Below are 24457 nucleotides of genomic sequence, written 5' to 3'. Positions count from 1 at the left end.
CGTGCCCACCATGCTTTCGTTCAGATGACAGATTGCGTGGGCACGCTTCGCTTTGCCCACCCTACGGCAGTTGAGGGAGTAGCACAGTGACTTTCGTCGCGCGTCATGCGCTGTGGTCGGATGAGCAGAGGGACGCGGCGACGCGCATGCGCCGCATCGTCGAGGACAAGAATCTCGAGGCCATCCGCCTCGCCTTCCCCGACCAGCACGGCATCCTGCGCGGCAAGACCATCATCGCCTCCGAGGCGATCGCCTCGCTGGAGAGCGGATGCTCAATCACCACCACCATGCTGGCCAAGGATACTTCGCACCGCACGGTATTCCCGGTGTTCACCGCGGGCGGCGGCTTCGGCATGAAGGAGATGGAAGGCGCGGCCGACGTGCTGATGGTCGCCGACCCCACCACGTTTCGGGTTTTGCCATGGGCGCCGACCACGGGCTGGGTGCTGTGCGACCTCTGCTTCAATGACGGCCGCCCGGTGCCGTTCGCGACGCGCGGGCTCTACAAGCGCGCGCTGGACGAACTCGGCACGCGCGGACACGATTTCGTCGCCGGTCTTGAAGTCGAATTCCACATCTTCAAGCTCGACGACCCGCATATGCGCCCCGAGGACGCCGGCCAGCCGGGCACGCCACCATCAGTGAGCCTGCTCAGCCACGGCTATCAATATCTCACCGAGCAGCGCTTCGATCAGATGGAGCCGGTGCTGGAGATCCTGCGCCGCGACATCGTCGCGCTCGGACTGCCCTTGCGCTCGGTCGAGGTCGAGTTCGGGCCGAGCCAGTGCGAGTTCACCTTCGCGCCGCGGAAGGGGATCGAGCCCGCCGACAACATGGTGCTGTTTCGGAGCGCCGTGAAGCAGATCGCGCGGCGGCACGGCTATCACGCCACCTTCATGTGCCGGCCGAAACTGCCGAACGTGTTCGCGAGCGGCTGGCATCTGCACCAGTCGATCGTCTCGCGCGCCAGCGGCGAGAATCTGTTCATGGTGAAAGACGGCGGCGAGCCGCTCAGCGCCTTCGGCCGCTCATACCTCGCCGGCCTGCTCGATCACGCCCGCGCCTCGACGGTGTTCACCACCCCGACCATCAACGGCTACAAGCGCTACCGCTCCTACTCGTTGGCGCCGGACCGCGCGATCTGGGGCCGCGACAATCGCGGCGTGATGATCCGCGTGCTCGGCGGCGCCAATGATGCCGCAACGCGCCTGGAGAACCGCATCGGCGAGCCCGCCGCCAATCCCTATCTCTACATGGCCTCGCAGATCCTCTCGGGCCTCGACGGCGTCGACCGCAAGCTCGATCCCGGCCCCTCCGCCGACACACCCTACGAGACCAAGGCGCCGCTGCTGCCGAAATCACTGCGCGATGCGGTCAGCGCGCTGAAGGACGATCCGTTCTTCCGCGAGAAGTTCGGGCCGGAGTTCGTCGACTATTACACCCACATCAAGAACGCCGAGATCGACCGCTTCCTGTCCGAAGTGACCGACTGGGAGCACCGCGAATATTTCGAGGTGTTTTGACATCCTGTCCTGGGGATTCCTCTCAAGGCGAGTACGGCTCACGGCCATGTGAAGCGGCTTCGTCGCGCCGGTTCCGACGACATCGCACCGCTGCCGGACGAAGCCATTTTCCATCCCCGCGAAAACCCACGGAAAGAATCCTGCGCTAGGATTCCCGCATGTGATCAACAGTGGAGTTCGATCATGTGGGAACAATTATTCAGTCTGATCTACCGTCTGTCCTGCCGGACAACCTTGATCAACATCGGTGTGCATCGTCTGGCGCGCTGAAACTCAATGGATGCGCGATAGGTAAGACGGATTGACCAGATTAGGAGCGTTTCCATGCGCAAGCTGATCCTGATCGCAACGGTGTCTCTGCTCACAAGCCAGGCCTATGCGGGTGGGTCGCGGAGCCTCAGCCTGGCAGCCAGCAATTCAAGCCAGCAGGCGACTGAGCAGCCCGCCACGGCGGCAGCGGTCTCGCCGCAAACCACCCAAGCGCCGTCGCAGCCGGCAAACGTCCAGACTGCGACCACCGCACCAACCTCAGCGACGGCACCGGCGGCCACGACGGCACCAGCATCAGCCACGCCATCACCGCCGCCGGCAGGCACGGCCGGAACGACCAAGCCGAAGCGGCGCCAGTCGCCCACCGAGGCCCGAATCGTGCGCGAGTTGCACCGTCACGGGATCTATTGGTGATCCCGCTCACCAGCGATAGCCGAGCGTTGCGATGACGGTCAGCGGTGCGCCGCGATAGCAGTACCCGACCTGGCACGTCGTGTAGTGCAGATTGAACAGGTTCTTGGCGTTGACCTGGAACTGCAGGCCCTTCAGCTCCTTCGCCGCCTGGCCGAAATCATATTTCAACGCAGCATCAACCAAGGTCACCGAGCTGTTCTTGAACGTGTTCAAATCGTCGCCATAGCTCCAGGACATGTAACGCACGCCGCCACCGATACTCAGCCCGGCAAACGGGCCGGCCAGCGGCAGGGCATAGTTGCCCCACAGCGTCGCGGTGTGCGGAGGATTGCCCGACGGAAACTTCCCGATCTGCGCGCTGTCGCCGGCCTGCTTGGTGACCATGTCGAGATAGGTGTAGGACGAGGTGATGTCGAAACCACCGCCGAGGCTCGCCAGCGCCTGCAATTCGAAGCCGCGGCTTTGAATCTCGCCGCGCTGGACCGTGACGCCGGTCCCGGTCGTGACGAGGCCCCCGCTCTGGGTCAGGTCGAACACCGCAGCAGTGATGAAGCTCCTCGTCCCCTGCGGCTGGTACTTGACGCCGATCTCGGTCTGCTTGCCGGTGGTAGGCTTGAAGAAGGCGCCGGTGGGATCGACGCCGAGATTGGGAAAGAACGAGGTTGAATAGGCGACATAAGGCGCAACCCCGGAATCGAATACATAGGTCAGCCCGGCGCGCCCGCTATAGGCCTGTTCGGACTGCTGCTGGCGGGTCAGCGCGAACTGATCCTCGCCCGTGGTGCGAACCCAGTCGCTGCGGCCGCTCAGCGTCAGGATCCAGTGGTCGAGCTTGGCCTGGTCCTGAATGTACACGCCGGATTGGGTCTGCCGCTGCTGCGTCGAGGACGAGATCGCGGGATCGGGAATGGATTCCGGCGCGTAGACCGGGGCGGCCAGATTGAGGGGGGAAACCCCGAAGCCAAATCCCTGCTTGTCGTTGAATTTCGACGCCGTGTAATCGGTGCCGAGCAGGAGCGTGTGCTGCACCGGGCCGGTCGAGAGCTTTGCCTCGACCTGGTTGTCCATGATGGCCGATTGCAGCGTGTCGTGGACGTAGCCGGTATAGCGCGAGACGACATTGCCGACGGGAGCGCCGAGAAAGCCGACATAGCGCGTGACCGCATCGACATCGACATAGCGGAATTTCTGGCGAACGGTCACGGCGTTGTTGAACGCATGCTCGAACAGATAGCCGACGCGTCCCTGCTCCTGGTCCAGCGAGTTATAGGACGGACTGCCGGTGAAGATGTCCGTCGTGGTGCCGGTGCCCGTGGAATAGGTGAACATCGAGCCCGGCGTCTTCGATTTCTGGTAGGCGCCGAGAATGGTGAGGGTCGTCGATTGGTCCGGCTTCCAGGTGACGGCGGGAGCGACATAGACACGATTGTCCTTGCCGCCGGGCACGAACACGTCGGCGTCGCGCACGACGCCGGTCAATCGATAGGAAAATTGACCGTTGGGATCGACCGGACCCGAGAAATCGAAATTGCCCTGCACGCGCTCGCGGTCGCCGAACACCGTCTGCACTTCGTGGAACGGCTGGCTGGTCGGCAGCTTGCTCTGCAGGTCGATCAGACCGCCGGGCGAGCCGAGGCCGTAGAGGGCCGAGCTCGGCCCGCGGACCACGGTGATGCTGTCGACGCCATAGGGCTCGGTCTTGAACACGCCAAGACCGGCGCCGACGAGGCGCAGGCCGTCGAGATAGATGCCGTTATAGGTGATGTCGAAGCCACGGATCGAGATGGCGTCGAAGCGCGGATCGTAACCTGAAGCATCGATGCGGACGCCCGGTTCATAGCCGACCGCCTCGGTCAGCGTCTGCACGGCGCGATCGTTGAGCTCCTTGCGGGTCACGACCGAGATCGACTGCGGCGTCTCGAGCAATGGCGTGTTCGTCTTGGTGCCCGCCGAGCTGCTGCTTGCGACATAGCTGTTCTCGCTCGACGGATTGGCGCGGCCGCTTCCCGCCTCGCGCGTGTCCGCGTTTCTGGCTTGTCCGGACCCGGCATTGCGCGGCGTCGCGGCGCGGCCACGCTGCGATTGTGAGGCGCGCTGGACAGATTGGGCACGCGGACGCGCCTGGCTCGGTGCCTCCACCGTGACCGGCGGCAATGTGCCCGCCGTCGAAGGCGAATTGGTTCCGGAGACCTGTGCGGCCGAGGGCGTCGCGTGCAGGACCATTCCCAAACCGGCCGCTCCCAGACCAGTTCTCACCAACCGTTCCCAGCCGAGCGTCTGCCCGTCGTTCCGCCTCATCGTCTTCCCCGAGTTCCGTGTTCAACAACCCGGGTGTAACCAGATCAAAGCGGCCGCCGCCTTTGCGCGCGCGCAAATCACCTTTGATCCCACGTGGAGGCTTTCAAGTTTACTGATAGCGGCTCGGCGAATGGCCAAAGCGCCTGCGGAAAGCCGTCGCGAAATTTGCCGGATGGGCGTAGCCGACCCGATAGGCCGCTTCGGTGACGGACAAGCGCTGATGAATCAAATAGGCACGTGCGGCATCGAGCCGCTGAGCCCTGAGATAGTCGATCGCGCTCTGGCCATATGCCATCCGGAATTTCTGGTTGAAGGACCTGCGGCTCAGCCCCGCGTTCCGCGCCAGTTCGTCGATGCTCCAGGGATAGGCGAGATCGGCATCCATCCGCTGCTTCACCGATTGCAGCCGCGTCCACTGCAGATCGGTGGCGGGATCCGCCGCAATCCGGCCGCGCTCGCCGAACAAGGCGTGGACCACGATCTCGGCGGCATGCGCCGACAGCAGCAATTGCGCCGCGCTGCCGGTGACCGGCGGCGAAAACATTTCTGCCGCGACCGCCTGTATGCGCGCAGATGCCCTCAGCGAGACGATCGCTGCGCCCGAGACGTCGTTCGCAAACAGCGCCCGAAACTCATCGCCGAGTCCAAGTCCATCGATCGAGGTTTGGGGAAACGCCAGGCCGATTGCGGAACGCTCGCCGGAATGAACCGCGCGTTCCGCTGCGCAGGTCTCGCGCACGGCAATTGCCGTCATCTGCCCGTCGCAGCCAGTGCTGCGCGTCAGAATGCCGCGGCCTGCGCCACCATCAACGGAGACCGAAATGAACAGGCCCGGGGCTGCGATCGCAGAGCCTTCGGCATCGGCTCGAAACTCGCCTCTGACAAACACGCAGCCCGGAAAATCCAGCCATTGCGCTGTCGAAGCGCCCGGCTGTGCGGAACCGATGTCGTCTTGAGGCCGTCCGACAATTTGATCGTAGAAGTCCCGCATCGAATCCGCTTACGCCGCGGCTTCTTTGACCGCTTGACGGCGGCGCGCTCAAGAGCTCTGCGCGCGGTTTGGAGGGATTCGAAACTGGATTTGCTCGAAGAGAAGCTTGCGCGTCGCGCGCGGTCGGCAGGAACGCGCCTCAGATGCCGAGATATTTGTGCTGGAGATCCGGCTCCGCCATCAGCTGATCGGAGGTGCCGCTCCACACCGTCTTGCCGCGCTCGATGATGGTATGGCGGTCGCAGATGCGAGCGAGATGGTCGACGTTCTTGTCGACGACCAGGATCGACTGTCCGCGGCTCTTGAGCAGCGACAGGCAGCTCCAGATTTCCTCGCGGATCAGCGGCGCGAGGCCTTCGGTCGCTTCGTCCAGGATCAGGAGCTTTGGATTGGTCATCAGCGCGCGGCCGATCGCGAGCATCTGCTGCTCGCCGCCGGAGAGCTGGTTGCCCATGTTGGCGGCGCGTTCGGCAAGGCGCGGAAACAACACGTAGATCGCGGCCAGCGTCCAGGGACTGGGGCTGCCGAAGCGGTCGGCGGCGGCCGCGACCAGGTTTTCGCGCACGGTGAGGTTCGGGAAGATCTGGCGTCCCTCGGGGACCAGGCCGACGCCGAGCTTTGCGATCCTGTAGGAGGGAAGCTGCCTGACCTCGGCGCCCGCGAAACGAATGCTGCCGGCGCGCGCCGGCGTCAGGCCCATGATGGAGCGGATGGTCGTGGTCTTGCCCATGCCGTTGCGGCCCATCAGCGAGACCATCTCGCCCGGCTTGATCGACAGCGACAGGCCGAACAGCACCTGGGAGAGGCCGTAGCAGGTCTCGATGCCGTCGACCTCGAGCAGCGTGTCAGCCATGATGCGTCACCACGTGCTGGTCGCCGAGATAGGCGCGCTTGACGTCCTCGTTGGCCCGGATCGCGGCCGGATCGCCCGAGGCGATGACGCGGCCATAGACCAGCACCGTGATGCGGTCGGCAAGCGCGAACACAGCCGGCATGTCGTGCTCGACCAGCACGATCGAGACTTCCTTGCGCAGCTCCTGGAGCAGCTTCACCATGCGCTGGGATTCGGTGACCCCCAAGCCCGCCATCGGCTCGTCGAGCAGCAGCAGCTTCGGCTTGCTCGCGAGCGCCACCGCGAGCTCGAGCTCGCGGCGCTCGCCATGGCTGAGCCGGTTCACCACGACATCGGCACGATGCAACAGGCCGACGCGATCGAGCGCGGCGTGGGCGGCATCGCGCAGGGATCGCTCCTTGCGCGCATTGGCAAAGAAGCGAAACGAGGTGCCGGCATGGGCTTGCGCCGCCAGCGCGACGTTGTCGGCGGCGGTGAAGTCGAGCAGCAGCGAGGTGATCTGGAACGAACGTGCCAGGCCCAGCGCGCAGCGGCGATAGGCCGGCAAATAGGTGATGTCGCGTCCCGCCAGCGAGACGCTGCCGGAATGCGGCTCGAGATGTCCGGTGAGCTGGCTGATCAGCGTGGTCTTGCCGGCGCCGTTCGGGCCGATGATGGCGTGCAGCTCGCCCGCGGCGACGTCGAGCGAGACGTTATCCGTCGCAACGATGCCGCCGAAGCGGCGCACCAGCTTTTCGACGCGAAGCAAGGGTTCAGCCACGGCCGGCCCTCCCCAGCATGCCCATGATGCCGCCGCGGCCGAACAGCACGATCAGCAGCAGGAGCGGGCCCATGATCAGCGCCCAATATTCGGTGATCTGCGACAGGAATTCCTCCAGCAGCAGGAACACCACCGCGCCCATGATCGGGCCGAACAGCGTGCCCATGCCGCCCAGGATCACCATCACCATGAGATCGCCGGAGCGCGTCCAGTACATCACGGCCGGGCTGACGAAGTCGGTGTTGTTGGCGAGCAGCGCGCCGGCGAGGCCGCACATGGTGCCTGAAATGACGAAGCAGACCAGCTGGTAGCGCTTTGCCGGGAAGCCGATCGCCTGCATGCGCTGCTCGTTGGAGCGCAGCCCCTGCACGACGAGGCCGAAGCGCGAATTGACGATGCGCCAGATCAGGAAGACGACGCCGAGGAGGCAGGCGAGGCAGAGATAATAGAACTGCGTACGGTTGGACAGGTCGATCAGCCCGGAGAAGTCGCTGCGCTTGTAGACGGTGAGGCCGTCATCGCCGCCGTAGCGCGCCAGCCCCGAGGCGACGTAATAGGCCATCTGCGCAAAGGCCAGCGTGATCATGATGAAATAGACGCCGCGGGTGCGCAACGAGAGCGCGCCGATCACCAGCGCGTAGAGGGCGGAAGCGGCGAGCGCGACCGGAAACTGGATGAAGCCGGAACCGACGCCTTCCTGGGCGAGCATGCCGACGGCGTAGCCGCCGATGCCGAGATAGGCGGCGTGGCCAAAGCTCATCATGCCGCCAAAACCCATGATGAGGTTGAGGCTCGCGGCCGCCAGCGCCAGGATGATGATGCGGGTGAACAGCGTCAGGATGAAGATGTTGCCGGAGAGCTGCGAATAGAGCGGCAGCAGCACGAGGCCCGCCAGCACCAGGGCCGTGACGGCCTTGCTCACATTGAAAGACTTCATCGACGGTTGGCCGGAAACAGCCCCTCCGGCCGCACCACCAGCACGATCGCCATCAGGAGATAGATCAGCATGGAGGACAGCGCGGGCGCGGCGGTGGAGGCCGCGGCGCCGCTCAACACCTGCCGCAGCAAATTGGGCAGGAAGGCGCGGCCGAGCGTGTCGATCATGCCGACGAAGATCGCGGCGAGGAACGCGCCACGGATCGAGCCGATGCCGCCGATCACGATGATGACGAAAGCGAGGATCAGGATGTTCTCACCCATGCCGATCTGCACGGTGAGGATCGGCGCCTGCATCAGCCCGGCCAGCCCGGCGAGCGCGGCCCCCAAGCCGAACACCAGCGTGTAGAGCAGCTTGATGTTGATGCCGAGCGCGCCGATCATCTCGCGGTTGGAGGCGCCGGCGCGGATCAGCATGCCGATGCGGGTGCGCATCACGCCGAGATAGAGCAGCAGCGCCACCAGCAGTGCCACGATGATGATGGCGAGGCGATAGGCGGGATAATGAATACCGGGCAGGATTGGCACCGGCACGGTGAGCCAGGCCGGCAGCGGCAGCGCAAGGCCGGCCGGGCCCCAGATCAGCCGCACGGCTTCGTTGAAGAACAGGATCAGGCCGAAGGTCGCCAGCACATGGTCGAGATGGTCGCGGCCGTAGAGATGCCGCAGCGCGCTCATCTCGAGCACGATGCCGAGCACCAGCGTAGCCCCCAGCGCCATCAGCGCCCCGAGCAGGAAGCTGCCGGTCCACGCGGCGAAAGTCGCGGCGAAATAGGCGCCCATCATGTAGAGCGAGCCGTGCGCGAGGTTGACGAGATCCATGATCCCGAACACCAGCGTCAGGCCGGCGGCGAGCAGGAACAGCAGCAGGCCGAACTGCAATCCGTTCAGGAACTGTTCGACGACGAGCAGCATCAAGACTCTTTCAGGCGCACGCGGTGTCGCGCCGATGTTCGAACACGGTCGCCATCAGTGAAAGAGCTCCCCCTGCCTGTTCAAGGCGGAAAAATGGGTAATGGCAGTATCGTTCAGAGGCAAGAGCGATTCGACACCAAACATGCACTTTGTTGCATGCGGGTGCATGCGGTCGAGACGCTCCTGCAAGAAGGCTGCCGTGCAGGCTGGGGCAACCTGCCGCACCCAAACGATGACCCCCTCGCCGGTGGCCGGCGAGAGGGTGCGACTTCGTCGGAATGCAAGGAAGGATTACGTCTAGTGCGACGTCATCTGCTGGGGAAGATCGTCCGGTTCGGCGAGCACGCTGTTGGCCGTCGAGGCCTCCAGCGCCGCCATCCGGAACAGATAGGCGAGCGTCGCCAATCCGGTGTCTTCCGCCATCTGCGCCAGCTCGAGCGCCATGTCGGACATGTAGCCGAGATTCTCGTCCCTGATCTGCGCCATGATCTGGCTGTCCCGCATCATGTTCGACATCTCAGGCGCTCTTTCGTTGCGCGGCAGCAGCGCCGCAGAGGTTGGCACGGGCGACGGCGTCCAGACGCGGGCCGTCCTGGCGCACGACCGAGGTCATGCCGATACGATCGTGCAGGGCATCGAGGGTCTCGCGACGAATGTCGATGGTCGCCGCCATGGTCCATGCATCCTCCACCAGAGCCGGCAGGCCAAGCGGGGTCACCATGAAGCCGGCCTCGTGGAAGCGCGGCAGCCACCAGGTCTCCATGATCGCGCTGACCTGCGCGATCCCCTGATTGAGGCAGAACTCCTGCACCGCCGCCATCAGTTGCAGGTTGAGCGCGCCGTCGCGGCGATCACGCACGACGAAGTAGCGCGACCATTCCCAGACCAGCGGATCCGCGGGGCAGCCGCGCACCGACGCCAGATGCGGGAACACCTCGCTCATCATCGAGGGCTTGGTCGTCGGGTAGAGCCGGTGGCCACCGATGACGCGCCGTCCCTCCAACGCAAGCAGATAGACGGTATCCTCGTCGTCATAGGAATCGATCTCGCGGCAATCCGGCCTGCGCAGCGTCTCCCAGCGCCGCTCCTCGACGAAGATATCGTGGCGCAATCGGAAATGCTGCTCGATCACGTCTTCATAAAGGTGGCGATTTACCGCAGAAATTGCGTGAATCATGAAAACCCCCAATCATCCTCAATGGGGGCAGAGTCTGCGAAAAGAGCCGGATTCGATATTGGGAAATTTCCCAGTACGGCGCTTACGGATTGATGATTTTGTTCCGAATCGCCAGCGCTACCGCATGCGTGCGGTTGACGGCACCGAGCTTGCGCGCGGCAGTTGCAAGATGCTCTTCCGCGGTGCGCTGCGTGATGTGCAAGATCTCACCGATCTCCCAGGCCGACTTGCCCTGCGAGGCCCAGGAGATCACCTCGCGCTCGCGCGGGGTGAGGCGCGTCGAGGGATAAGGCGTCGGCTCGAGCAGACGGCGTATGTGGTCGAAGCCATACATCGCCATCAGATGCAGTGCCGGCTTGCTGCGCGGATTGAGGTCGAGATGAACGCCGCCAAGCGACACCGCCGCTTCATAGCCGGTGAGCCCGTGGATCGGCACGATGAAGCCCCGCGACATGCGAAAATCGGTGGCGCGGTTCATCACCTCGGCCGCGTTCGGCTCGAGTTCGGCGTCATAGGGCGCTTCCGACCATTCGAACGGATTGACCGATTGCCGACACAGCCGCACCACCGGATCGAAGCGGTCGTAATTGTTCTGGGTGTAGAGGCTGAACCAGCCCGCCGGCCAGCGCTTGGCAAGCACCATCTGCGCAAACCGCTGGTCGGGATTGGGCAATCCCGTCACGATGATGGTTTCGAAGCCGAAGCGACCGAACGCCGTCTCGAGCGCATTCATGGCATCGGGCACCTTGCGATAGGTCCCCAGGCCTTCAATGAAGTCGAGCGCCTCCCGGCCATAATCTACGGCGGACATCGGTGCGTTTCCTGCCCCACACCGCCTCGTATAGCACGTATTTGGGGACTGCCTCAATTCGCTGCGGCCGTAGTTTCCCGGTGCTCATCTGCCCTGAAGATTTAAACTACTTGTGGCAGAATTGGCCTCACGATACACCTGAGCGACCGAAGCGGGAACACCACGATGGAAGACGAGGATATTGCCCTCAACAGCGTGCTCGGCCTGGAATTGAACCGCGTGTTTTTCGCCGTCCGCGAAACCGCAAACAAGCAGAAGATCATCGAGTTCGCGCGCGCGGTGCTGGAAGGCGAGCGCGAGGAGCTGGCCGAGAGCGTATTGCCCGAGGGCCCGGCGAGCTGAGACACGGCCGCAGCGCCGACGAACCAATTCGAGCGCCGCCGCCCTTCTGTTCGAACGCGCTGATTTTAGTCGAAAACAATCTGACAGCGAACTTGAGTTTCCCTTCTCCCCTTGCGGGAGAACGTGGCATAGGCGGCCTTCGGCCGCCGTTCTAAATGGACGCCGAAGCGAAACTTCGGCTATGGCGCCGGATGAGGGTCTCTATCCACAAGTGCAGTATCGTAGGGTGGGCAAAGCGACTTGTCCGCCATAGCTCGAAGAGCGACGGCGGAAGCGCGCCCACGTCCTGCCTGTTTGGTGAGACGACGTGGGCACGGCGCAAGTGCGCCTTTGCCCACCCTGCGATTCCGCACTCGCTGAGAGAGACCCCTCGCCCGTCTCGCCGCTTTCGCGGCGAGCCACCCTCTCCCCCAGGGGGAGGGGGAAAGCTCCCCTCCGCCATCCACATCCACCCACACTTGCCGCTGGATGACAGCGCAGCTCTCGTGAGATGATTGCCGCCATGATCATCTTTCGGATGCCAAGGACATTTCACGAGCATGATGACGCTGCGCCAGGTTGAAGTGATCCGTGCCGTGATGGTGACGGGCACCATCGGCGGTGCGGCGAAGCTGCTCAACGTCTCGGCGCCCGGGATCAGCCGCCTCGTCAAATACACCGAGCGCTCGCTAGGCATCCGCTTCTTCCAGCGCCAGAACGGGCGATACTTCCCGACGCCGGAAGCCGAGAACATCTTCGAGCAGATCAACGGCGTCTACAAGAAGGTCGACGATCTCTCAGAGATCATCTCCAAGATCGGCCGCGGCGGCTTGTCCGAGCTGCGCATCGGCTCGGTGCCCAGCATCTCGCAGGTGATGGTGCCCCGCGCGATCGAGCGCGTCCGCCGCCGCTATCCCGATCTCGGCATCGACATCAACATCCTCAAGCTCGAGGAGGCCATCGACTATCTCATGCTCGGCCGCGGCGAGTGCGTGGCGATGAGCTACCGGCTGGAGCATTCCGGGCTCGACTTCATGCCGCTGGCCTCGGGCGAGCTGTACTGCATCGTGCCGCCGGGGCACGAACTCGCCGGCCGCAAGCAGGTCTCGGCCGCCGAGATCACCCGCTATCCGCTGATCGGCATCGATCCCAACGATCCCTACGGCCGGATCATGGCCGAGATCTTTGCCCGCAACCGTCTCGCCTACAACATCACCATCCGCGCGCGCTTCGGCACCACGGTCTGCGCGCTGGTGAAGGCGGGCCTCGGCATCGCCATCATCGACCAGTTCACCGTGGCCCATGGCGGCTATCCCGGGATCGAGCTTCTGAAGATCACCGAGCCGACGCGGTTCGACACTTACATCGCGGTCAAGCGCGGCGCGCCGCTGTCGCTCCATGCCGAGTCTTTCATCGAGTCGCTGCGCGCGGAGATGCGGGCGGTCGAGCCATCCCGCGGCAACGGCAAGGCCGCCGGTGCGCGCGGACGGAAGAAATAACATCATGTTAGGTTTGTCGGATAAAAGGGTAATTGTGTTAGGCGGGGGAAAGACTATCGTCGCAGCTGGAACTCCCTTGGACTTGCGGAGATTTCCCCGCTAATGGCCGGGACCGAACGGGCCCAACGAGACGATAGCGAACCATGTCCAAGCGCGGATACGCCGCCAGCAAGAAGCTCCTCACCGGCCTGATCGGCGCGCCGATCGCGCATTCCGCGTCCCCCGCCATGCATGAGCGCGCCGCCGAAGCGCTTGGCCTGCGCGGCCACTACCAGCTCATCGAGGTCGCCGGCGCCGATGCGGCCGGGCTTCGCATGATGCTCGAGGGCGTGCGGCGGCTCGGCTTTGCCGGCGTCAACGTCACCTACCCCTACAAGGAGGCCGTGGTGCCGCTGCTCGACGAGCTGGCGCCGGCTGCGGCGACCATGGCGGCAGTCAACACCGTCGTCGTGAGAGACGGCCGGCTGATCGGCCACAACACCGACACGACCGGCTTTGCCCGCGCCGTCGCGCCGCTGCTGGCGTCTTCCGGAAATGCGGTGGCCGTGATCGGCACCGGCGGCGTCGGCAAGGCGATTGCCTTTGCGCTGGCGAGCCTGAAAGTGACGGACCTCCGAATCTTCGACAGCGAGCCGGCACGCGCCGAAAAACTCGCCGCGCTGCTGGCCAGGCACGGCGGCGCGCGGGTGGCTACGAGCGTGGAAGATGCGCTTCGTGGCGCAACCGGCCTCGTCAACGGCACGCCGGTCGGCATGCTGCCGAACCGGGACATCCCGGTCCCAGCCTCGCTGCTGCGCGAAAACCTGTGGGTCGCCGACGCCGTCTACTCGCCGTTGATCACGCCGCTGCTGGCGGCGGCGCAAGCCAAGGGCGCGCGGATCATGACCGGGCGGGAGCTCGCGATCTATCAGGCGGCCGACGCCTTCGAACTGTTCACGGGCCTTGCCCCATCGACCGAGATCATGGGACAGGCATTCGACGAGGTGATGGCGGCACGAAGCTCGGCCTATCACGCAGCGTAACCGAAGCGGCCGACACAAGGCCGCGGACAATCTCGACGAAAAATGGGAGGAGAAGCCATGAAATCGACCCTGCTGGCAGGCGCCCTGCTTGCCTTCGCGACTGCAACCAGCGTCCACGCCCAGGCCATCAAGCTCGCCAACGTCGCCGAGCTCTCGGGCGGCGGCGCCACCGTCGGCACCAACTGGAAGAACGGCATCGATCTCGCGATCGAGGAGATCAACGCCAAGGGCGGCGTGCTCGGCCGCAAGCTGGAAGTCAGCCATGCCGACTCGCAATCCAACCCCGGCGTCGCCCGCGCCCAGGTGCAGAAGGCGCTCGACGCCGAGCCCTATGTGCTGCTCGGACCCGGCTATTCCGGCTCGGTCAAGGTCACCGCGCCGCTCGCCGCCGAAGCGGGCATCGCGCAGATCATGGGCGGCGAAGCCGCCGAGCTGACGCAGGCCGGCAACAAATTCCTGTTCCGCACCTCGTTCGGCCAGCAATCCTCGATGCCGAAGGTCGCGAAATACATCCACGACGAGATGAAGGCGAAGACGGTCGCGGTGGTCTGGGTCAACAACGATTTCGGCCGCGGCGGACGCGACGTCGTCGTCAAGGAGCTCGACCGGCTCGGCTCCAAGGTGGTCGCCGACCTCTCGACCGAAGCGGGCCAGGCCGATTTCGCCGCCGACGTCGGCAAGATCAAGGCCGCCAATCCGGACGCTGTCTTCGTCTATCTGAACGAGGAAGAGAGCGCGCGCATCCTCAAGGAGCTGAAGCGCCAGGGCGTCACCGCGCCACTGATGGGCGAGACCACGCTGATCGGCCAGAAGGTGATCGAGCTCGCCGGCGACGCCGCCAACGGCGCACGCGGCCATGTCGGCCTCACCACCGATGCACCGGTCGATCTGATCAAGGCGTTCCGCGAGAAGTTCTCCAAGAAGTACAATTATGTCCCTGACCATAACGGCCTGAAGGGCTATCTCGCGGTCTACATGGTGAAAGCCACCACCGAGAAGATGGGCAAGGTCGACCCGAAGAAGTTTGCCGAGACGCTGCACGGCCTCACCATCAAGGCCGCGGACGAGCCGGGCATCCTGATGGACGTCACCTTCAGCGACACCGGTGACATCGACCGCCAGAGCTTCCTGGTCGAGGTGGTCGAAGGCAAGCAGGTGGTGAAGCAGGTGCTGCCCAAGGTGAAGTGAGGTCTTCTTCACCTCTCCCCGCCTGCGGGGAGAGATCGGATCGCATCAAGATGCGATCCGGGTGAGCGGGAGCCTCCGCGAGTCCAACTGGTAGCGACCGCGCGGAGACTCCCCCTCACCCCAACCCTCTCCCCGCAAGCGGGGCGAGGGAGACGGGACACGAGAGGGGAACATGTCCAACCTATTCGATCTTCTGGTCGCGGGACTGGCCACCGGCGCGATCTATGCGCTGGTTGCGGTCGGCTTCACGCTGCTGTGGCAGACTTCGCAGACCATCAATTTCGCGCAAGGCGAGTTCGTGATGCTGCCGGCGTTCCTGATGCTGGCGGCGATGCATGCCGGCGCGCCGTTCTGGCTCGCGATCATCCTCGGCATCCTCTTGTCGATGATCCTGCTCGGGCTCGCTTTCAAGATGCTGCTGGTCGATCCGATGATGCGCCATGGCGTGCTGCCGCTGGCGATCGCGACCATGGCGCTCGCGATCGGCCTCAAGGAAGCCGTCAAGCAGTTCTTCAGCGCCGAGGCCTCGCCCTTTCCCTCGATCGTGCCGACCGGTGACATCTCCATCCTCGGACACGCGGTGTCGCTGCAAAGCATCGGCGTCCTCGCCGTTGCCATCGTTGCCGTGTTCGGCTTGACCGCCCTTCTCAACCGCACCTCGCTCGGCCACCAGATGCAGGCGGCGGCGCAGAACCCGACGGTCGCGCGCATCATCGGCGTGCCCGTGGAGCGGATGATCCTTCTGACGTTCCTGATCAACGCCTTCCTGGTCGCGCTGGCGTCGCTTTTGATCACACCGATTTACCTCGCAAAATTCTCCTCCGGCGAGGTGCTGGGACAGGCGGCTTTCATCGCGGCGATCGTCGGCGGCTTCAACCAGGTCCGCGGCGCGATCGCCGGCGGCCTTTTGATCGGCGTGCTCGACAATCTCGCGGCCGCCTATGTCTCGACGCAGTACCGCGCCGCCGTGCCGATGATCTTCCTGATCGTCGTCATCCTGTTCCGGCCGCAAGGACTGCTCGGCCGCGCCGAGGAGCGCACGGTATGAGCAGCTTTGCCAAGCCCCTGAAGATCGCGCTCGGCCTCATTGTCATCGCCGGCCTGATCATCGTCCCCATGAACTTCAACCGCTACGGCCTGTTCATCCTGAGCCAATGGGCGGTGATGACCATCGCCGCGATGGGGCTGAACCTCACGCTCGGCTATGCCGGCCAGGTCTCGCTGGCGCAGGGCGCGTTCGTCGGCATCGGCGCCTACGCGGCGGCGATCATGACGACGCATGGCTGGCCGCTGCCGGCGGCGATCCTGGTTGCGATCGTGCTCAGCTTCGCAGTCGGCTGGGTGCTCGGCTATCCCGCGCTGCGCGTGCAGCATCACTACCTCGCCTTCGTCACCCTGGCCTTCTCCACCCTCGCCTTCCTCGTGTTCCGCAACGAGAGCTGGCTCACCGGCGGCATCTACGGCATTTCCAACATCCCGCGTCCGCATATCTTCGGTTTCGCGACCAACAAGCCGCTGCCGTTCTACTATGTCTGCCTCGGCTCGCTCGCGATCGTGTCGCTGGCGGTGTGGTGGCTGATCCGCTCGCCCTGGGGCCGCGCCTTCATGGCGCTGCGCGAGAATCCGCTGCGCGCGCAATCGCTCGGCATCGACACAAGGCGCTACACGCTGATGGCGTTCGCGATCGGCTCGGCGCTCGGCGGCGTCGCCGGCGCGCTCTATGCGCCGCTGACGCAATATATCGACCCCGTGCCCTTCAACCTGTCGCTCTCGCTCGACCTCCTGATGATGGTGATCGTCGGCGGCGCTGGCTTCTATTTCGGTCCCTTCCTCGGCGCGATGATCGCGGTGCTGCTGCCGGAATGGCTGCGCTTCACCGAAGGCTATTATCTGATGCTCTACGCGGTGGCGGTGATGCTGCTGCTGATCTGGTCGCCGACCGGCATTTTGGGAATCCTCGACCGCTATCTCGCCGAACGCCGGACCAAGGCGGCCTCCGCGCTGCGCGCCGTCGCAAAATCCCGCCTGGAGACGGTGCAATGAGTGCGGTGCTCGAAGTCTCCGATATCAAGAAGAACTTTGGCGGTATCAGCGCCGTCGACGGTGTCTCCTTCGACGTCCGCGAGGGCGAGATCCTCGGCCTGATCGGTCCGAACGGCTGCGGCAAGTCCACGCTGTTCAACTGCATCCTCGGCCAGCTCACGCCGTCGGGCGGTGAGGTCAGGCTCGACGGCAAGCTCGTCACGGGCCTCCGCCCGTCCGAGCTCAACAAGTTAGGGGTCAGCCGCACCTTCCAGCTGCTGCAGGTGTTTCCAAAGCTCTCGGTGCGCGAGAACCTGATCCTCGCGGGCCAGGAGCATCAGGGCAACATGGCCTCGCGCCTGGTCGGCCGCTCCGATGCCGGGTTGACCGAGACTGCCAACCAGATGATCGGCTTCTTCAAGCTCGATCATCTCGCCGACGAGCCGGCCGGCGGATTGTCCTACGGCCAGCAAAAACTGCTAGACGCCGCCATGGCCTTCATGGGCGGCCCGCGCCTGGTGCTGCTCGACGAGCCCGCCGGCGGCGTCAACCCGTCGATGCTGGCGGACCTGAAGGACCGCCTGGTCGCGATCAACCGCGAGAAGAACGCCACCTTCGTCGTGATCGAGCACAACATGGAGTTCGTGATGTCGCTGTGCTCGCGCGTGATGGTGATGGCGGAAGGCAAGGTGCTGGCGATGGGACGCCCCGACGAGGTCCGCAAGAACCCCGCCGTGATCGAAGCCTATCTCGGACATTGAGGAGCCGATCATGAGCGAGCCAATCCTCTCGGTTCACAATCTCGTCGGCGGCTACGGCAAGATGACGATCCTGAACGGCACGAATTTCGCCGTGCCGCAGGCGACCATCACCACGATCATCGGCCCGAACGGCGCCGGCAAATCCACCGTGTTCAAGGCGATCTTCGGCCTGTTGAAGCTGCGCGAGGGCAAGATCAGCTTTGCCAGCCGCGACGTCACCAATTTGAGCCAACGCGCGCTGCTCAATGCCGGCATCTGCTACGTGCCGCAGGGCCGCAACATCTTCCCCGAGCTGTCGGTGCGCCACAATATCGAGCTCGGCGGCGTCGCCGCCGGCAAAGGCCTCGATCTGCCCAGGCGGATCGAGGCGGCCCTCGATCTGTTCCCCGCCTTGCGCCGCAAATCGACGCAGCAGGCGTCCACGCTATCAGGCGGCGAGCAGAAGCAGCTCGAGATTGCCCGCTCGCTGCTGCTCGAGCCAAAACTGGTGCTGATCGACGAACCCTCGATCGGCCTGTCGCCGCTGATGGTGCAGCAGACCTTCGACATCCTCAAGAGCCTGCGCGACCGTGGTGTCACCATCCTGATGATCGAGCAGAACGCGCGCTCGGCGCTGGAGATCTCCGACATCGGCATCGTGCTCGAGCTCGGTCAGACCCGCATGGTCGACGACGCCAAGCGCATCCTGAACGATCCGCGCATCGGCCAGCTCTTCCTCGGCGGTGCCATGGAGGAGAGCGCGGCATGAGCGGGCGTATGCGCATCGCCGTCGCCGGCGCCGGCCTGATCGGCCGCCGCCACATTGAACTGATCCAGTCCTCCGGGGATTGCGTGCTGGCCGGCATTGCCGACCCCTCGCCTGCGGCCAGGGAATTCGCGCAAGCACGCAACGCGCCCTGGTACGCCGATCACCGCGCATTGCTGGAGCAGGAAAAGCCCGATGGCCTGATCATCGCCTCGCCCAACGCGCTCCATCTTCAGATGGCGCTCGACTGCGTGGAGGCGGGCGTGCCCGCGCTGATCGAGAAGCCGGTGACCGACAGCGTCGCGGCGGCACGTCGTCTCTGCGAGGCAGCCAAGCGCAGCGGCGTGCCGATGCTGGTCGGCCACCATCGCCGCCACAATCCCATCATCAAGGCCGCCCGCGAGGCCGTCGTGGCCGGCAAGCTCGGCCAGCTCACCACCGTGGCCGGGCTGTGGCTGCTGAAGAAGCCCGACGATTACTTCGAGATCGCCTGGCGGCGCGAGCACGGCGGCGGGCCGCTGCTGATCAACCTGATCCACGACATCGACAATCTCCGCTTCATTTGCGGCGAGATCGCCGATGTGCAGGCGCTGACGTCGAACATGGTGCGCGGCTTTGCCGTCGAGGACACGGCCGCGCTGCTGCTGCGCTTCGCCAATGGCGCGCTCGGAACCATGACGGTCTCCGACGCGACACCCGCACCGTGGAGCTGGGAGCTGACCTCGGGCGAGAACGCCGCGTATCCGAAGCAGGATCAGCCCTGCTACATCCTCGCCGGCACGGGCGGCTCGCTGTCGGTGCCGAATATGGAGCTGTGGTCCTATCCACAGAATCCCGGCTGGCACGCACCGCTGGTTCGCGAGCCCGTCGCACTCTCCGCTTACGATCCACTCGTTGAACAGCTCCGGCATTTCCTGGCGGTGATCGCAGGCCGCGAACAGCCTCTGATTCCGGTCGAGGATGCGACAGCGACACTCGCCGTCGTCGAAGCCGTCAGCGAAGCGGCACGCACGGGCCAAAAAGTCTCACCGGGGCGGATCATGGAGCAGGCAACATGAACAAGCGCTCGATCGCAACCGTCTCCCTCTCAGGCGCCCTCGACGAGAAGCTCCGCGCCATCGCATCCGCCGGCTTCGACGGGGTGGAGATCTTCGAGAACGATCTGCTGTCGTTCGGCGCCGGCCCGCGCGACATCGCAAAGCTCTGCCGCGATCTTAACCTGAAGATCTGCGCGTTCCAGCCGTTCCGCGATTTCGAAGGCATGCCCGAGCCGCAGCGCGCGCGCAACTTTGCCCGCGCGGAACGCAAGTTCGATCTGATGCAAGAGCTCGGCACCGATCTGCTGCTGATCTGCTCCAACGTCTCGCCCACCTCGCTCGGCGGCATCGACCGCGCCGCGGACGATTTTCGTGAGCTCGGCGAGCGCGCCACCAAGCGCGGCTTGCGCGTCGGCTACGAGGCCTTGGCCTGGGGACGCCATGTCAACGACTATCGCGACGCCTGGGAGATCGTGCGCCGCGCCGATCATCCCGCGATTGGCGTCATCCTCGACAGCTTTCATGCCCTGGCACCGGGCTTTCCGACCCGTGCGATGGCCTCGATCCCCGGCGACAAGATTTTTCTGGTCCAGCTTGCCGACGCGCCGAAGCTCGATCTCGATATCCTGTCGTGGAGCCGGCACTTCCGCTCCTTCCCCGGCCAGGGCGACCTGCCGGTCGGCGAGTTCATGGCGGCGATCGCGGCGACCGGCTATGCCGGGCCGCTGTCGCTGGAGATCTTCAACGACCAGTTCCGCGCCGGCTCGGCCGCGCAGACCGCGCTCGACGGCCTGCGCTCGCTGATTTTGCTGGAAGACCAGCTTGCGCCGGATTGGCCGCGATTTGCCGCCGAGCCGCTGGCGCCGAAAGCGAAGAGCCGCGGCACCGGCTTCGTCGAGTTCGCCGTCAACGAGACCAAGGCGGGCGAGCTCGGCCGCCTGTTTGCGCAACTCGGCTTCCGCAAGACCGGCGCGCATCGCAGCAAGGCGGTGGAGCGCTGGTCGCAGGGCAAGGTCGAGCTCGTCATCAACAGCGAGACCGACGGGTTCGCGCATTCGCACTATGTGACGCACGGACCCGGCGTCTGCGCGATTGCGCTCGATGTCGACAATGCCGGCCTTGCCATGCAGCGCGCCGAGATGCTGAAGGCGCGCACCTTCTACCAGCCGGTCGGACCGGGCGAACTCGAGATCCCGGCGATCCACGGCGTTGGCGGCAGCCTGCTGTATTTCCTGGACCAGGCCGGCAAGAACTGGGACACGGATTTCGAGCCTGTTGCGAGCGACGAAGGCGCGGACGCGCTGCTCGCGGTCGATCACATCGCGCAGTCGATGCCCTATGACGAGATGCTGTCCTGGCTGTTGTTCTACACCGGCATCCTCGACCTCAAGCGCCTGCCGCAGATGGAGATCGCCGATCCCCGAGGCCTCGTGCAGAGCCAGGCCATCATCAACGCCGACCAGAGCCTGTGCTTCGTGCTCAACGGCTCCTCCGCCAACCGGACGTTGCCGGCACGTTTCATCTCGGAGTTCTTCGGCTCGGGCGTGCAGCACGTCGCGTTCTCGTGCCGGGACATCTTTGCGACGGTTGCGGAGATGCGCAAGCGCGGCGCCGATTTCCTGGATATCCCCGCCAATTACTACGACGACATCGAGGCCAAATACGACCTCGCACCCGGGCTGATGGCGCAGCTGCGCGCCAACCACATCCTCTACGACCGCGAGGGCGACGGCGAGTTCTTCCAGGTCTACACCCACATTTTCGACGAGCGGTTTTTCTTCGAGATCGTCGAGCGCAGGGATTATCAGGGGTTCGGCGCGGCGAATGCCGGCATCAGGCTAGCAGCCCAGGCCCGCGAAGTGCGGCCCGTCAGCATGCCAAGAGTGTAGGCACTTCTTCCCCTCTCCCCTTGTGCGAGAGGGTGGCTCGCCGCAAAGCGGCGAGACGGGTGAGGGGTCTCTATCCGTGCGATCACTCTCGCAGGGAATCTGCGGAGAGATACCCCTCATCCGGCGCTTCGCGCCACCTTCTCCCACAAGGGGAGAAGGGGCAACGTCGCGCGTGGCTAACACCTCACTTCATCTTGCACTTGTCGTGGAAACGATCCTGGTCATTCTCCACGATGGTCGCGACAGTCTTCAGCGAGAGCTGGCCTTCGGCGTCCTTCACGACGTCCTGGAGATAGAAGCTCTGCACCGGGATGTGGTTCTTGCCGTATTTGAACGCGCCGCGCAGCGACTTGAAGTTGGCCTTCTCCATCTCGGCCTTCATTGCGTCCTTTTTGCTGGTGTCGCCCTTCACCGCGACCACCGCGCTGTTGATGAGCTGGGCGGCGTCATAGGATTGCGCGCCGTAATAGGTCGGGCGCAGGCCGGGATATTTCTTGCGGTAGTCGGCGACGAAGCGCTTGTTCTGCTCGTTCGGGAGGTCGTTGACCCATTCCTGCGCGCCGGGAACGCCGAGCGCGTTCTCCTTCTGCAGCGGCAGCGAGAGCTCGTCGACGGTGAAGGCGGTGTAGAGCGGCATCGTGCTCTTCAAGCCGGCCTGCGCATATTGGTTGAGGAACTGCACGCCGGCTGCGCCCGGATAGAACACGAAGATCGACTCCGCGCCCGAGGCGCGCGCCTTGGAGAGCTCGGCGGAGAAATCGAGCTGGCTCGGCCACACCGTGTATTCCTCGCCCTTGATCTCGCCCTTGAACGTGTTCTTCAGGCCCGCGAGCATGTCCTTGCCGGCCGCGTAGTTCGGCCCGATCAGGAACACGCTCTTGACGCCTTTCTGGTTCATGTAGAGGCCCATCGCCTGCGGCGTCTGGTCGTTCTGCCAGGAGGTCGAGAACACGTAAGGCGAACAGAGTTCGCCGGCGAGCTGCGACGGGCCGGCATTGGCCGAGATCAGGAAGGTCTGCGAGTCGACCGCGGTCTTCAGCGAGGCCAAAAGCACGTTCGACCAGATATAGCCGACGATGAAATCGACCTTGTCCGACTGCACCAGCTTCTCGGTCTTCTGCTTGCCGACATCGGGCTTCTGCCCGTCATCCTCGTAGATGACCTCGACCGGCTTGCCGTCCATCTTGCGGCCCATGTGGTCCAGCGCGAGCTCGAAGGAGTTGCGCATGTCGTTGCCGATCACGGCGGTCGGGCCGCTGAAGGTCGAAACGAAACCGATCTTGATGGTGTCACCGGCGAAAGCCGGGCTCGCCAGCACCAGCGCCGCTGCGCCCGCCAGCCAGAATGCCGTCCTCATAACCACTCCCCTCCTTATTATCGGTCCCGGAAAACGGGGTGATCGCCGCCCCGGGCCTGTCTCTATTGAACGCAAAATCTGTCGCGCCGCCAATGGCTCAGCGGCCGCTGCTGCACCATATTTCGCCCCAATCGGCGATGGCAAGAAATATAATTCTACTCACTTCGACCAACCCTGCGGCGCTTTTTCGCGCCCGATCGATACATCCGGCCTATGCGGCGATTGATGACAGCTATTGGACCGCAGTGTCCGATCCGCACTTAAATGGGAGTGTGGAGCAGCGAGATTCGAGGGCACATCATGACCACGACACCGCATCGCGTCGTCATCGTCGGCGCCGGCTTCGGCGGGCTGGAAACGACCTACCGGCTTGCGGGTGCGCCGGTCGAGATCACGCTGATCGACCGCCGTAATCATCATCTGTTCCAGCCGCTGCTGTATCAGGTCGCGACCGCCTCGCTCGCGACCAGCGAGATCGCCTGGCCGATCCGCCACCTGATGCGAGACAGGCCCGAGGTGACGACGCTGTTCGCGACCGTCAGCGGCGTCGATGCGGCAAGGCGCTGCGTGCTGATCGACGACGGCAGCGAGGTGCCTTACGACACGCTGGTGCTCGCCACCGGCGCGCGGCACGCCTATTTCGGCCATGACGAATGGGAGCAGTTCGCACCTGGCTTGAAGACGCTGGAGGACGGCACCACGCTCCGCCGGCACATCCTGGTGGCGTTCGAGCGCGCCGAGCGCGAGACCGATCCAGCCAAGCGCGCGGCGCGGCTGACCTTCGTCATCGTCGGCGCCGGCCCCACCGGCGTCGAGCTCGCCGGCACCATCGCCGAGATGGCGCGCCACACGCTGCCCGGCGATTTCCGCAACATCGACACGACGAAAGCACGCGTGGTGCTGATCGAGGCGGGGCCCCGCGTGCTCGCAGGCTTTGCCGACGACCTCTCGGCCTATGCGCAGGCCTCGCTGGAGAAGATCGGCGTCGAGGTCGTGCTGGGACAGGCCGTCACCGAGATCAATCGCGAGGGCGTGGTGTTCGGCGGCAAGCTGCTCGAGGCCAAGACCCGAATCTGGGCGGCCGGCGTGCGCGCCTCGCCCGCCGCAGAATGGCTGGACGCGCCAGCCGATCGCGCCGGGCGCGTGCAGGTCGAAGACGACCTGACGATACCAGGCCATCCCGAAATCTTTGCGATCGGCGATACCGTCAGCATCAACGCCTGGGACGGCAAGCCGGTGCCCGGCATCGCGCCGGCTGCGAAGCAGCAGGGTCGTCACGTCGCCGAGACCATCAAGGCGCGGCTGCGAGGCGAGGCAAAGGGCGCGTTCCGCTACAAGCATGCCGGCAGCCTCGCCCAGATCGGCAAGCGCCTCGCAGTGATCGACTTCGGCCGCTTCAAGCTGCGCGGCGCGATCGCATGGTGGATCTGGGGCATCGCCCACATCTACTTCCTGATCGGCCTGCGCCACCGCCTCAGTGTCGCGCTGAGCTGGCTCTGGATCTACGCGCGGGACCAGCGCGCGGCGCGATTAATCACGCAGGGGTCAAGCAAGGTGGTGTAGCCTTCTTCCTTCTCCCCTTGTGGGCCTGTTGCGTAATTCGCCAGTTGTGATTCCCTAGGGCAAAGCCTTGGGGGAATGACGATGGCGGTGAAGCGGACAGGACAG

At 64.7% G+C, this 24457-nt stretch carries 23 protein-coding genes; 13 read left to right on the top strand and 10 right to left on the bottom strand.

Annotated elements, in window-relative coordinates; translation table 11 throughout:
- The first annotated feature begins 86 nt into the window (after nucleotides 1-86).
- Together GGD67_RS37570 and GGD67_RS37565 are read left to right on the top strand one after the other, a co-directional pair.
- A complete protein-coding gene (locus GGD67_RS37570; RefSeq protein ID WP_179739931.1) occupies nucleotides 87-1523 on the top strand; it encodes a glutamine synthetase family protein in 1437 nt (478 codons plus the stop codon).
- 324 nt (nucleotides 1524-1847) lie between these two features.
- On the top strand, nucleotides 1848-2207 hold the full coding sequence (locus GGD67_RS37565; RefSeq protein ID WP_179739929.1) for a hypothetical protein: 360 nt from the start codon (nucleotides 1848-1850) through the stop codon (nucleotides 2205-2207).
- A 6-nt stretch (nucleotides 2208-2213) separates the two neighbouring features.
- On the opposite strand, the gene GGD67_RS37560 is transcribed toward GGD67_RS37565, so the two are convergent.
- The 9 genes from GGD67_RS37560 to GGD67_RS37520 form a co-directional block, all read right to left on the bottom strand.
- Nucleotides 2214-4505 (bottom strand): TonB-dependent siderophore receptor, encoded by a 2292-nt coding sequence (locus tag GGD67_RS37560; RefSeq protein ID WP_246784482.1) that lies wholly within the window; start codon nucleotides 4503-4505, stop codon nucleotides 2214-2216.
- A gap of 109 nt (nucleotides 4506-4614) precedes the next feature.
- A complete protein-coding gene (locus GGD67_RS37555) occupies nucleotides 4615-5394 on the bottom strand; it encodes an AraC family transcriptional regulator (RefSeq protein ID WP_312009986.1) in 780 nt (259 codons plus the stop codon).
- A gap of 241 nt (nucleotides 5395-5635) precedes the next feature.
- Nucleotides 5636-6349 carry an ABC transporter ATP-binding protein gene (locus tag GGD67_RS37550; protein WP_179739925.1) on the bottom strand — a complete coding sequence of 238 codons (714 nt, stop codon included), beginning with the start codon at nucleotides 6347-6349 and terminating at the stop codon, nucleotides 5636-5638.
- Nucleotides 6342-7109 carry an ABC transporter ATP-binding protein gene (locus GGD67_RS37545; protein WP_018316880.1) on the bottom strand — a complete coding sequence of 256 codons (768 nt, stop codon included), beginning with the start codon at nucleotides 7107-7109 and terminating at the stop codon, nucleotides 6342-6344. The genes GGD67_RS37550 and GGD67_RS37545 overlap by 8 nt, the downstream gene beginning before the upstream one ends.
- A complete protein-coding gene (locus GGD67_RS37540; RefSeq protein ID WP_179739923.1) occupies nucleotides 7102-8046 on the bottom strand; it encodes a branched-chain amino acid ABC transporter permease in 945 nt (314 codons plus the stop codon). Before GGD67_RS37540 ends, GGD67_RS37545 begins: the two co-directional genes overlap by 8 nt.
- A complete protein-coding gene (locus GGD67_RS37535; protein ID WP_018316878.1) occupies nucleotides 8043-8960 on the bottom strand; it encodes a branched-chain amino acid ABC transporter permease in 918 nt (305 codons plus the stop codon). The genes GGD67_RS37540 and GGD67_RS37535 overlap by 4 nt, the downstream gene beginning before the upstream one ends.
- A 297-nt stretch (nucleotides 8961-9257) precedes the next feature.
- Nucleotides 9258-9476, bottom strand: coding sequence for a hypothetical protein (locus GGD67_RS37530; RefSeq protein ID WP_018316877.1), 219 nt, complete (start codon nucleotides 9474-9476; stop codon nucleotides 9258-9260).
- Nucleotide 9477: 1 nt separating this feature from the next.
- Nucleotides 9478-10137, bottom strand: coding sequence for an acyl-homoserine-lactone synthase (locus tag GGD67_RS37525; protein WP_177236864.1), 660 nt, complete (start codon nucleotides 10135-10137; stop codon nucleotides 9478-9480).
- An 82-nt stretch (nucleotides 10138-10219) separates the two neighbouring features.
- Entirely contained in the window at nucleotides 10220-10948 is a 729-nt protein-coding gene (locus GGD67_RS37520; protein ID WP_092251675.1) for a helix-turn-helix transcriptional regulator, read from the bottom strand.
- 165 nt (nucleotides 10949-11113) lie between these two features.
- Here GGD67_RS37520 and GGD67_RS37515 point away from each other — a divergent pair, with 165 nt between their 5' ends.
- From GGD67_RS37515 to GGD67_RS37470, 10 genes are all read left to right on the top strand, one after another.
- Nucleotides 11114-11290: a hypothetical protein gene (locus GGD67_RS37515; protein ID WP_092251674.1), complete on the top strand. Its 177-nt coding sequence runs from the start codon at nucleotides 11114-11116 to the stop codon at nucleotides 11288-11290.
- Between the two features lie 539 nt (nucleotides 11291-11829).
- The gene (locus GGD67_RS37510) at nucleotides 11830-12768 is read left to right on the top strand and encodes a LysR family transcriptional regulator (protein ID WP_018316873.1); all 939 of its coding nucleotides are present in this window, start codon (nucleotides 11830-11832) and stop codon (nucleotides 12766-12768) included.
- Between the two features lie 143 nt (nucleotides 12769-12911).
- Nucleotides 12912-13790, top strand: a complete 879-nt coding sequence (locus tag GGD67_RS37505; RefSeq protein WP_179739921.1) for a shikimate dehydrogenase — start codon at nucleotides 12912-12914, stop codon at nucleotides 13788-13790.
- Between the two features lie 57 nt (nucleotides 13791-13847).
- On the top strand, nucleotides 13848-14978 hold the full coding sequence (locus GGD67_RS37500) for an ABC transporter substrate-binding protein (protein WP_018316871.1): 1131 nt from the start codon (nucleotides 13848-13850) through the stop codon (nucleotides 14976-14978).
- A gap of 172 nt (nucleotides 14979-15150) precedes the next feature.
- Nucleotides 15151-16026: a branched-chain amino acid ABC transporter permease gene (locus GGD67_RS37495; protein ID WP_018316870.1), complete on the top strand. Its 876-nt coding sequence runs from the start codon at nucleotides 15151-15153 to the stop codon at nucleotides 16024-16026.
- On the top strand, nucleotides 16023-17021 hold the full coding sequence (locus GGD67_RS37490) for a branched-chain amino acid ABC transporter permease (protein ID WP_018316869.1): 999 nt from the start codon (nucleotides 16023-16025) through the stop codon (nucleotides 17019-17021). Before GGD67_RS37495 ends, GGD67_RS37490 begins: the two co-directional genes overlap by 4 nt.
- Nucleotides 17018-17761, top strand: a complete 744-nt coding sequence (locus tag GGD67_RS37485) for an ABC transporter ATP-binding protein (protein WP_018316868.1) — start codon at nucleotides 17018-17020, stop codon at nucleotides 17759-17761. Before GGD67_RS37490 ends, GGD67_RS37485 begins: the two co-directional genes overlap by 4 nt.
- A 10-nt stretch (nucleotides 17762-17771) precedes the next feature.
- Nucleotides 17772-18509 (top strand): ABC transporter ATP-binding protein, encoded by a 738-nt coding sequence (locus tag GGD67_RS37480; protein WP_179739918.1) that lies wholly within the window; start codon nucleotides 17772-17774, stop codon nucleotides 18507-18509.
- A complete protein-coding gene (locus GGD67_RS37475) occupies nucleotides 18506-19564 on the top strand; it encodes a Gfo/Idh/MocA family protein (RefSeq protein WP_179739917.1) in 1059 nt (352 codons plus the stop codon). The genes GGD67_RS37480 and GGD67_RS37475 overlap by 4 nt, the downstream gene beginning before the upstream one ends.
- Entirely contained in the window at nucleotides 19561-21432 is a 1872-nt protein-coding gene (locus GGD67_RS37470) for a bifunctional sugar phosphate isomerase/epimerase/4-hydroxyphenylpyruvate dioxygenase family protein (RefSeq protein WP_179739915.1), read from the top strand. The genes GGD67_RS37475 and GGD67_RS37470 overlap by 4 nt, the downstream gene beginning before the upstream one ends.
- A 184-nt stretch (nucleotides 21433-21616) precedes the next feature.
- Here the strand turns inward: GGD67_RS37470 and GGD67_RS37465 are convergent, their stop codons facing one another.
- Nucleotides 21617-22789, bottom strand: coding sequence for an ABC transporter substrate-binding protein (locus GGD67_RS37465; protein WP_026201746.1), 1173 nt, complete (start codon nucleotides 22787-22789; stop codon nucleotides 21617-21619).
- Between the two features lie 300 nt (nucleotides 22790-23089).
- Here GGD67_RS37465 and GGD67_RS37460 point away from each other — a divergent pair, with 300 nt between their 5' ends.
- Entirely contained in the window at nucleotides 23090-24352 is a 1263-nt protein-coding gene (locus GGD67_RS37460; protein WP_179739913.1) for an NAD(P)/FAD-dependent oxidoreductase, read from the top strand.
- The last annotated feature ends 105 nt before the right edge of the window (nucleotides 24353-24457 follow it).

It is taken from the genome of Bradyrhizobium sp. IAR9 (assembly GCF_013408065.1).
Lineage (GTDB): Bacteria > Pseudomonadota > Alphaproteobacteria > Rhizobiales > Xanthobacteraceae > Bradyrhizobium.
The sequence above is the reverse complement of the archived record's forward strand: the minus strand, read 5'-3'. Positions and strand labels throughout refer to the sequence as shown.

Excerpts from the sequence above, each read along its gene's own strand:
- GGD67_RS37565 (WP_179739929.1), top strand. The coding sequence starts at position 1,848 with ATGCGCAAGCTGATCCTGATCGCAACGGTGTCTCTGCTCACAAGCCAG.
- GGD67_RS37560 (WP_246784482.1), bottom strand. The coding sequence starts at position 4,505 with ATGAGGCGGAACGACGGGCAGACGCTCGGCTGGGAACGGTTGGTGAGA.
- GGD67_RS37550 (WP_179739925.1), bottom strand. The coding sequence starts at position 6,349 with ATGGCTGACACGCTGCTCGAGGTCGACGGCATCGAGACCTGCTACGGC.
- GGD67_RS37540 (WP_179739923.1), bottom strand. The coding sequence starts at position 8,046 with ATGAAGTCTTTCAATGTGAGCAAGGCCGTCACGGCCCTGGTGCTGGCG.
- GGD67_RS37535 (WP_018316878.1), bottom strand. The coding sequence starts at position 8,960 with ATGCTGCTCGTCGTCGAACAGTTCCTGAACGGATTGCAGTTCGGCCTG.
- GGD67_RS37530 (WP_018316877.1), bottom strand. The coding sequence starts at position 9,476 with ATGTCGAACATGATGCGGGACAGCCAGATCATGGCGCAGATCAGGGAC.
- GGD67_RS37525 (WP_177236864.1), bottom strand. The coding sequence starts at position 10,137 with ATGATTCACGCAATTTCTGCGGTAAATCGCCACCTTTATGAAGACGTG.
- GGD67_RS37520 (WP_092251675.1), bottom strand. The coding sequence starts at position 10,948 with ATGTCCGCCGTAGATTATGGCCGGGAGGCGCTCGACTTCATTGAAGGC.
- GGD67_RS37515 (WP_092251674.1), top strand. The coding sequence starts at position 11,114 with ATGGAAGACGAGGATATTGCCCTCAACAGCGTGCTCGGCCTGGAATTG.
- GGD67_RS37510 (WP_018316873.1), top strand. The coding sequence starts at position 11,830 with ATGATGACGCTGCGCCAGGTTGAAGTGATCCGTGCCGTGATGGTGACG.
- GGD67_RS37505 (WP_179739921.1), top strand. The coding sequence starts at position 12,912 with ATGTCCAAGCGCGGATACGCCGCCAGCAAGAAGCTCCTCACCGGCCTG.
- GGD67_RS37500 (WP_018316871.1), top strand. The coding sequence starts at position 13,848 with ATGAAATCGACCCTGCTGGCAGGCGCCCTGCTTGCCTTCGCGACTGCA.
- GGD67_RS37495 (WP_018316870.1), top strand. The coding sequence starts at position 15,151 with ATGTCCAACCTATTCGATCTTCTGGTCGCGGGACTGGCCACCGGCGCG.
- GGD67_RS37490 (WP_018316869.1), top strand. The coding sequence starts at position 16,023 with ATGAGCAGCTTTGCCAAGCCCCTGAAGATCGCGCTCGGCCTCATTGTC.
- GGD67_RS37485 (WP_018316868.1), top strand. The coding sequence starts at position 17,018 with ATGAGTGCGGTGCTCGAAGTCTCCGATATCAAGAAGAACTTTGGCGGT.
- GGD67_RS37480 (WP_179739918.1), top strand. The coding sequence starts at position 17,772 with ATGAGCGAGCCAATCCTCTCGGTTCACAATCTCGTCGGCGGCTACGGC.
- GGD67_RS37475 (WP_179739917.1), top strand. The coding sequence starts at position 18,506 with ATGAGCGGGCGTATGCGCATCGCCGTCGCCGGCGCCGGCCTGATCGGC.
- GGD67_RS37470 (WP_179739915.1), top strand. The coding sequence starts at position 19,561 with ATGAACAAGCGCTCGATCGCAACCGTCTCCCTCTCAGGCGCCCTCGAC.
- GGD67_RS37465 (WP_026201746.1), bottom strand. The coding sequence starts at position 22,789 with ATGAGGACGGCATTCTGGCTGGCGGGCGCAGCGGCGCTGGTGCTGGCG.
- GGD67_RS37460 (WP_179739913.1), top strand. The coding sequence starts at position 23,090 with ATGACCACGACACCGCATCGCGTCGTCATCGTCGGCGCCGGCTTCGGC.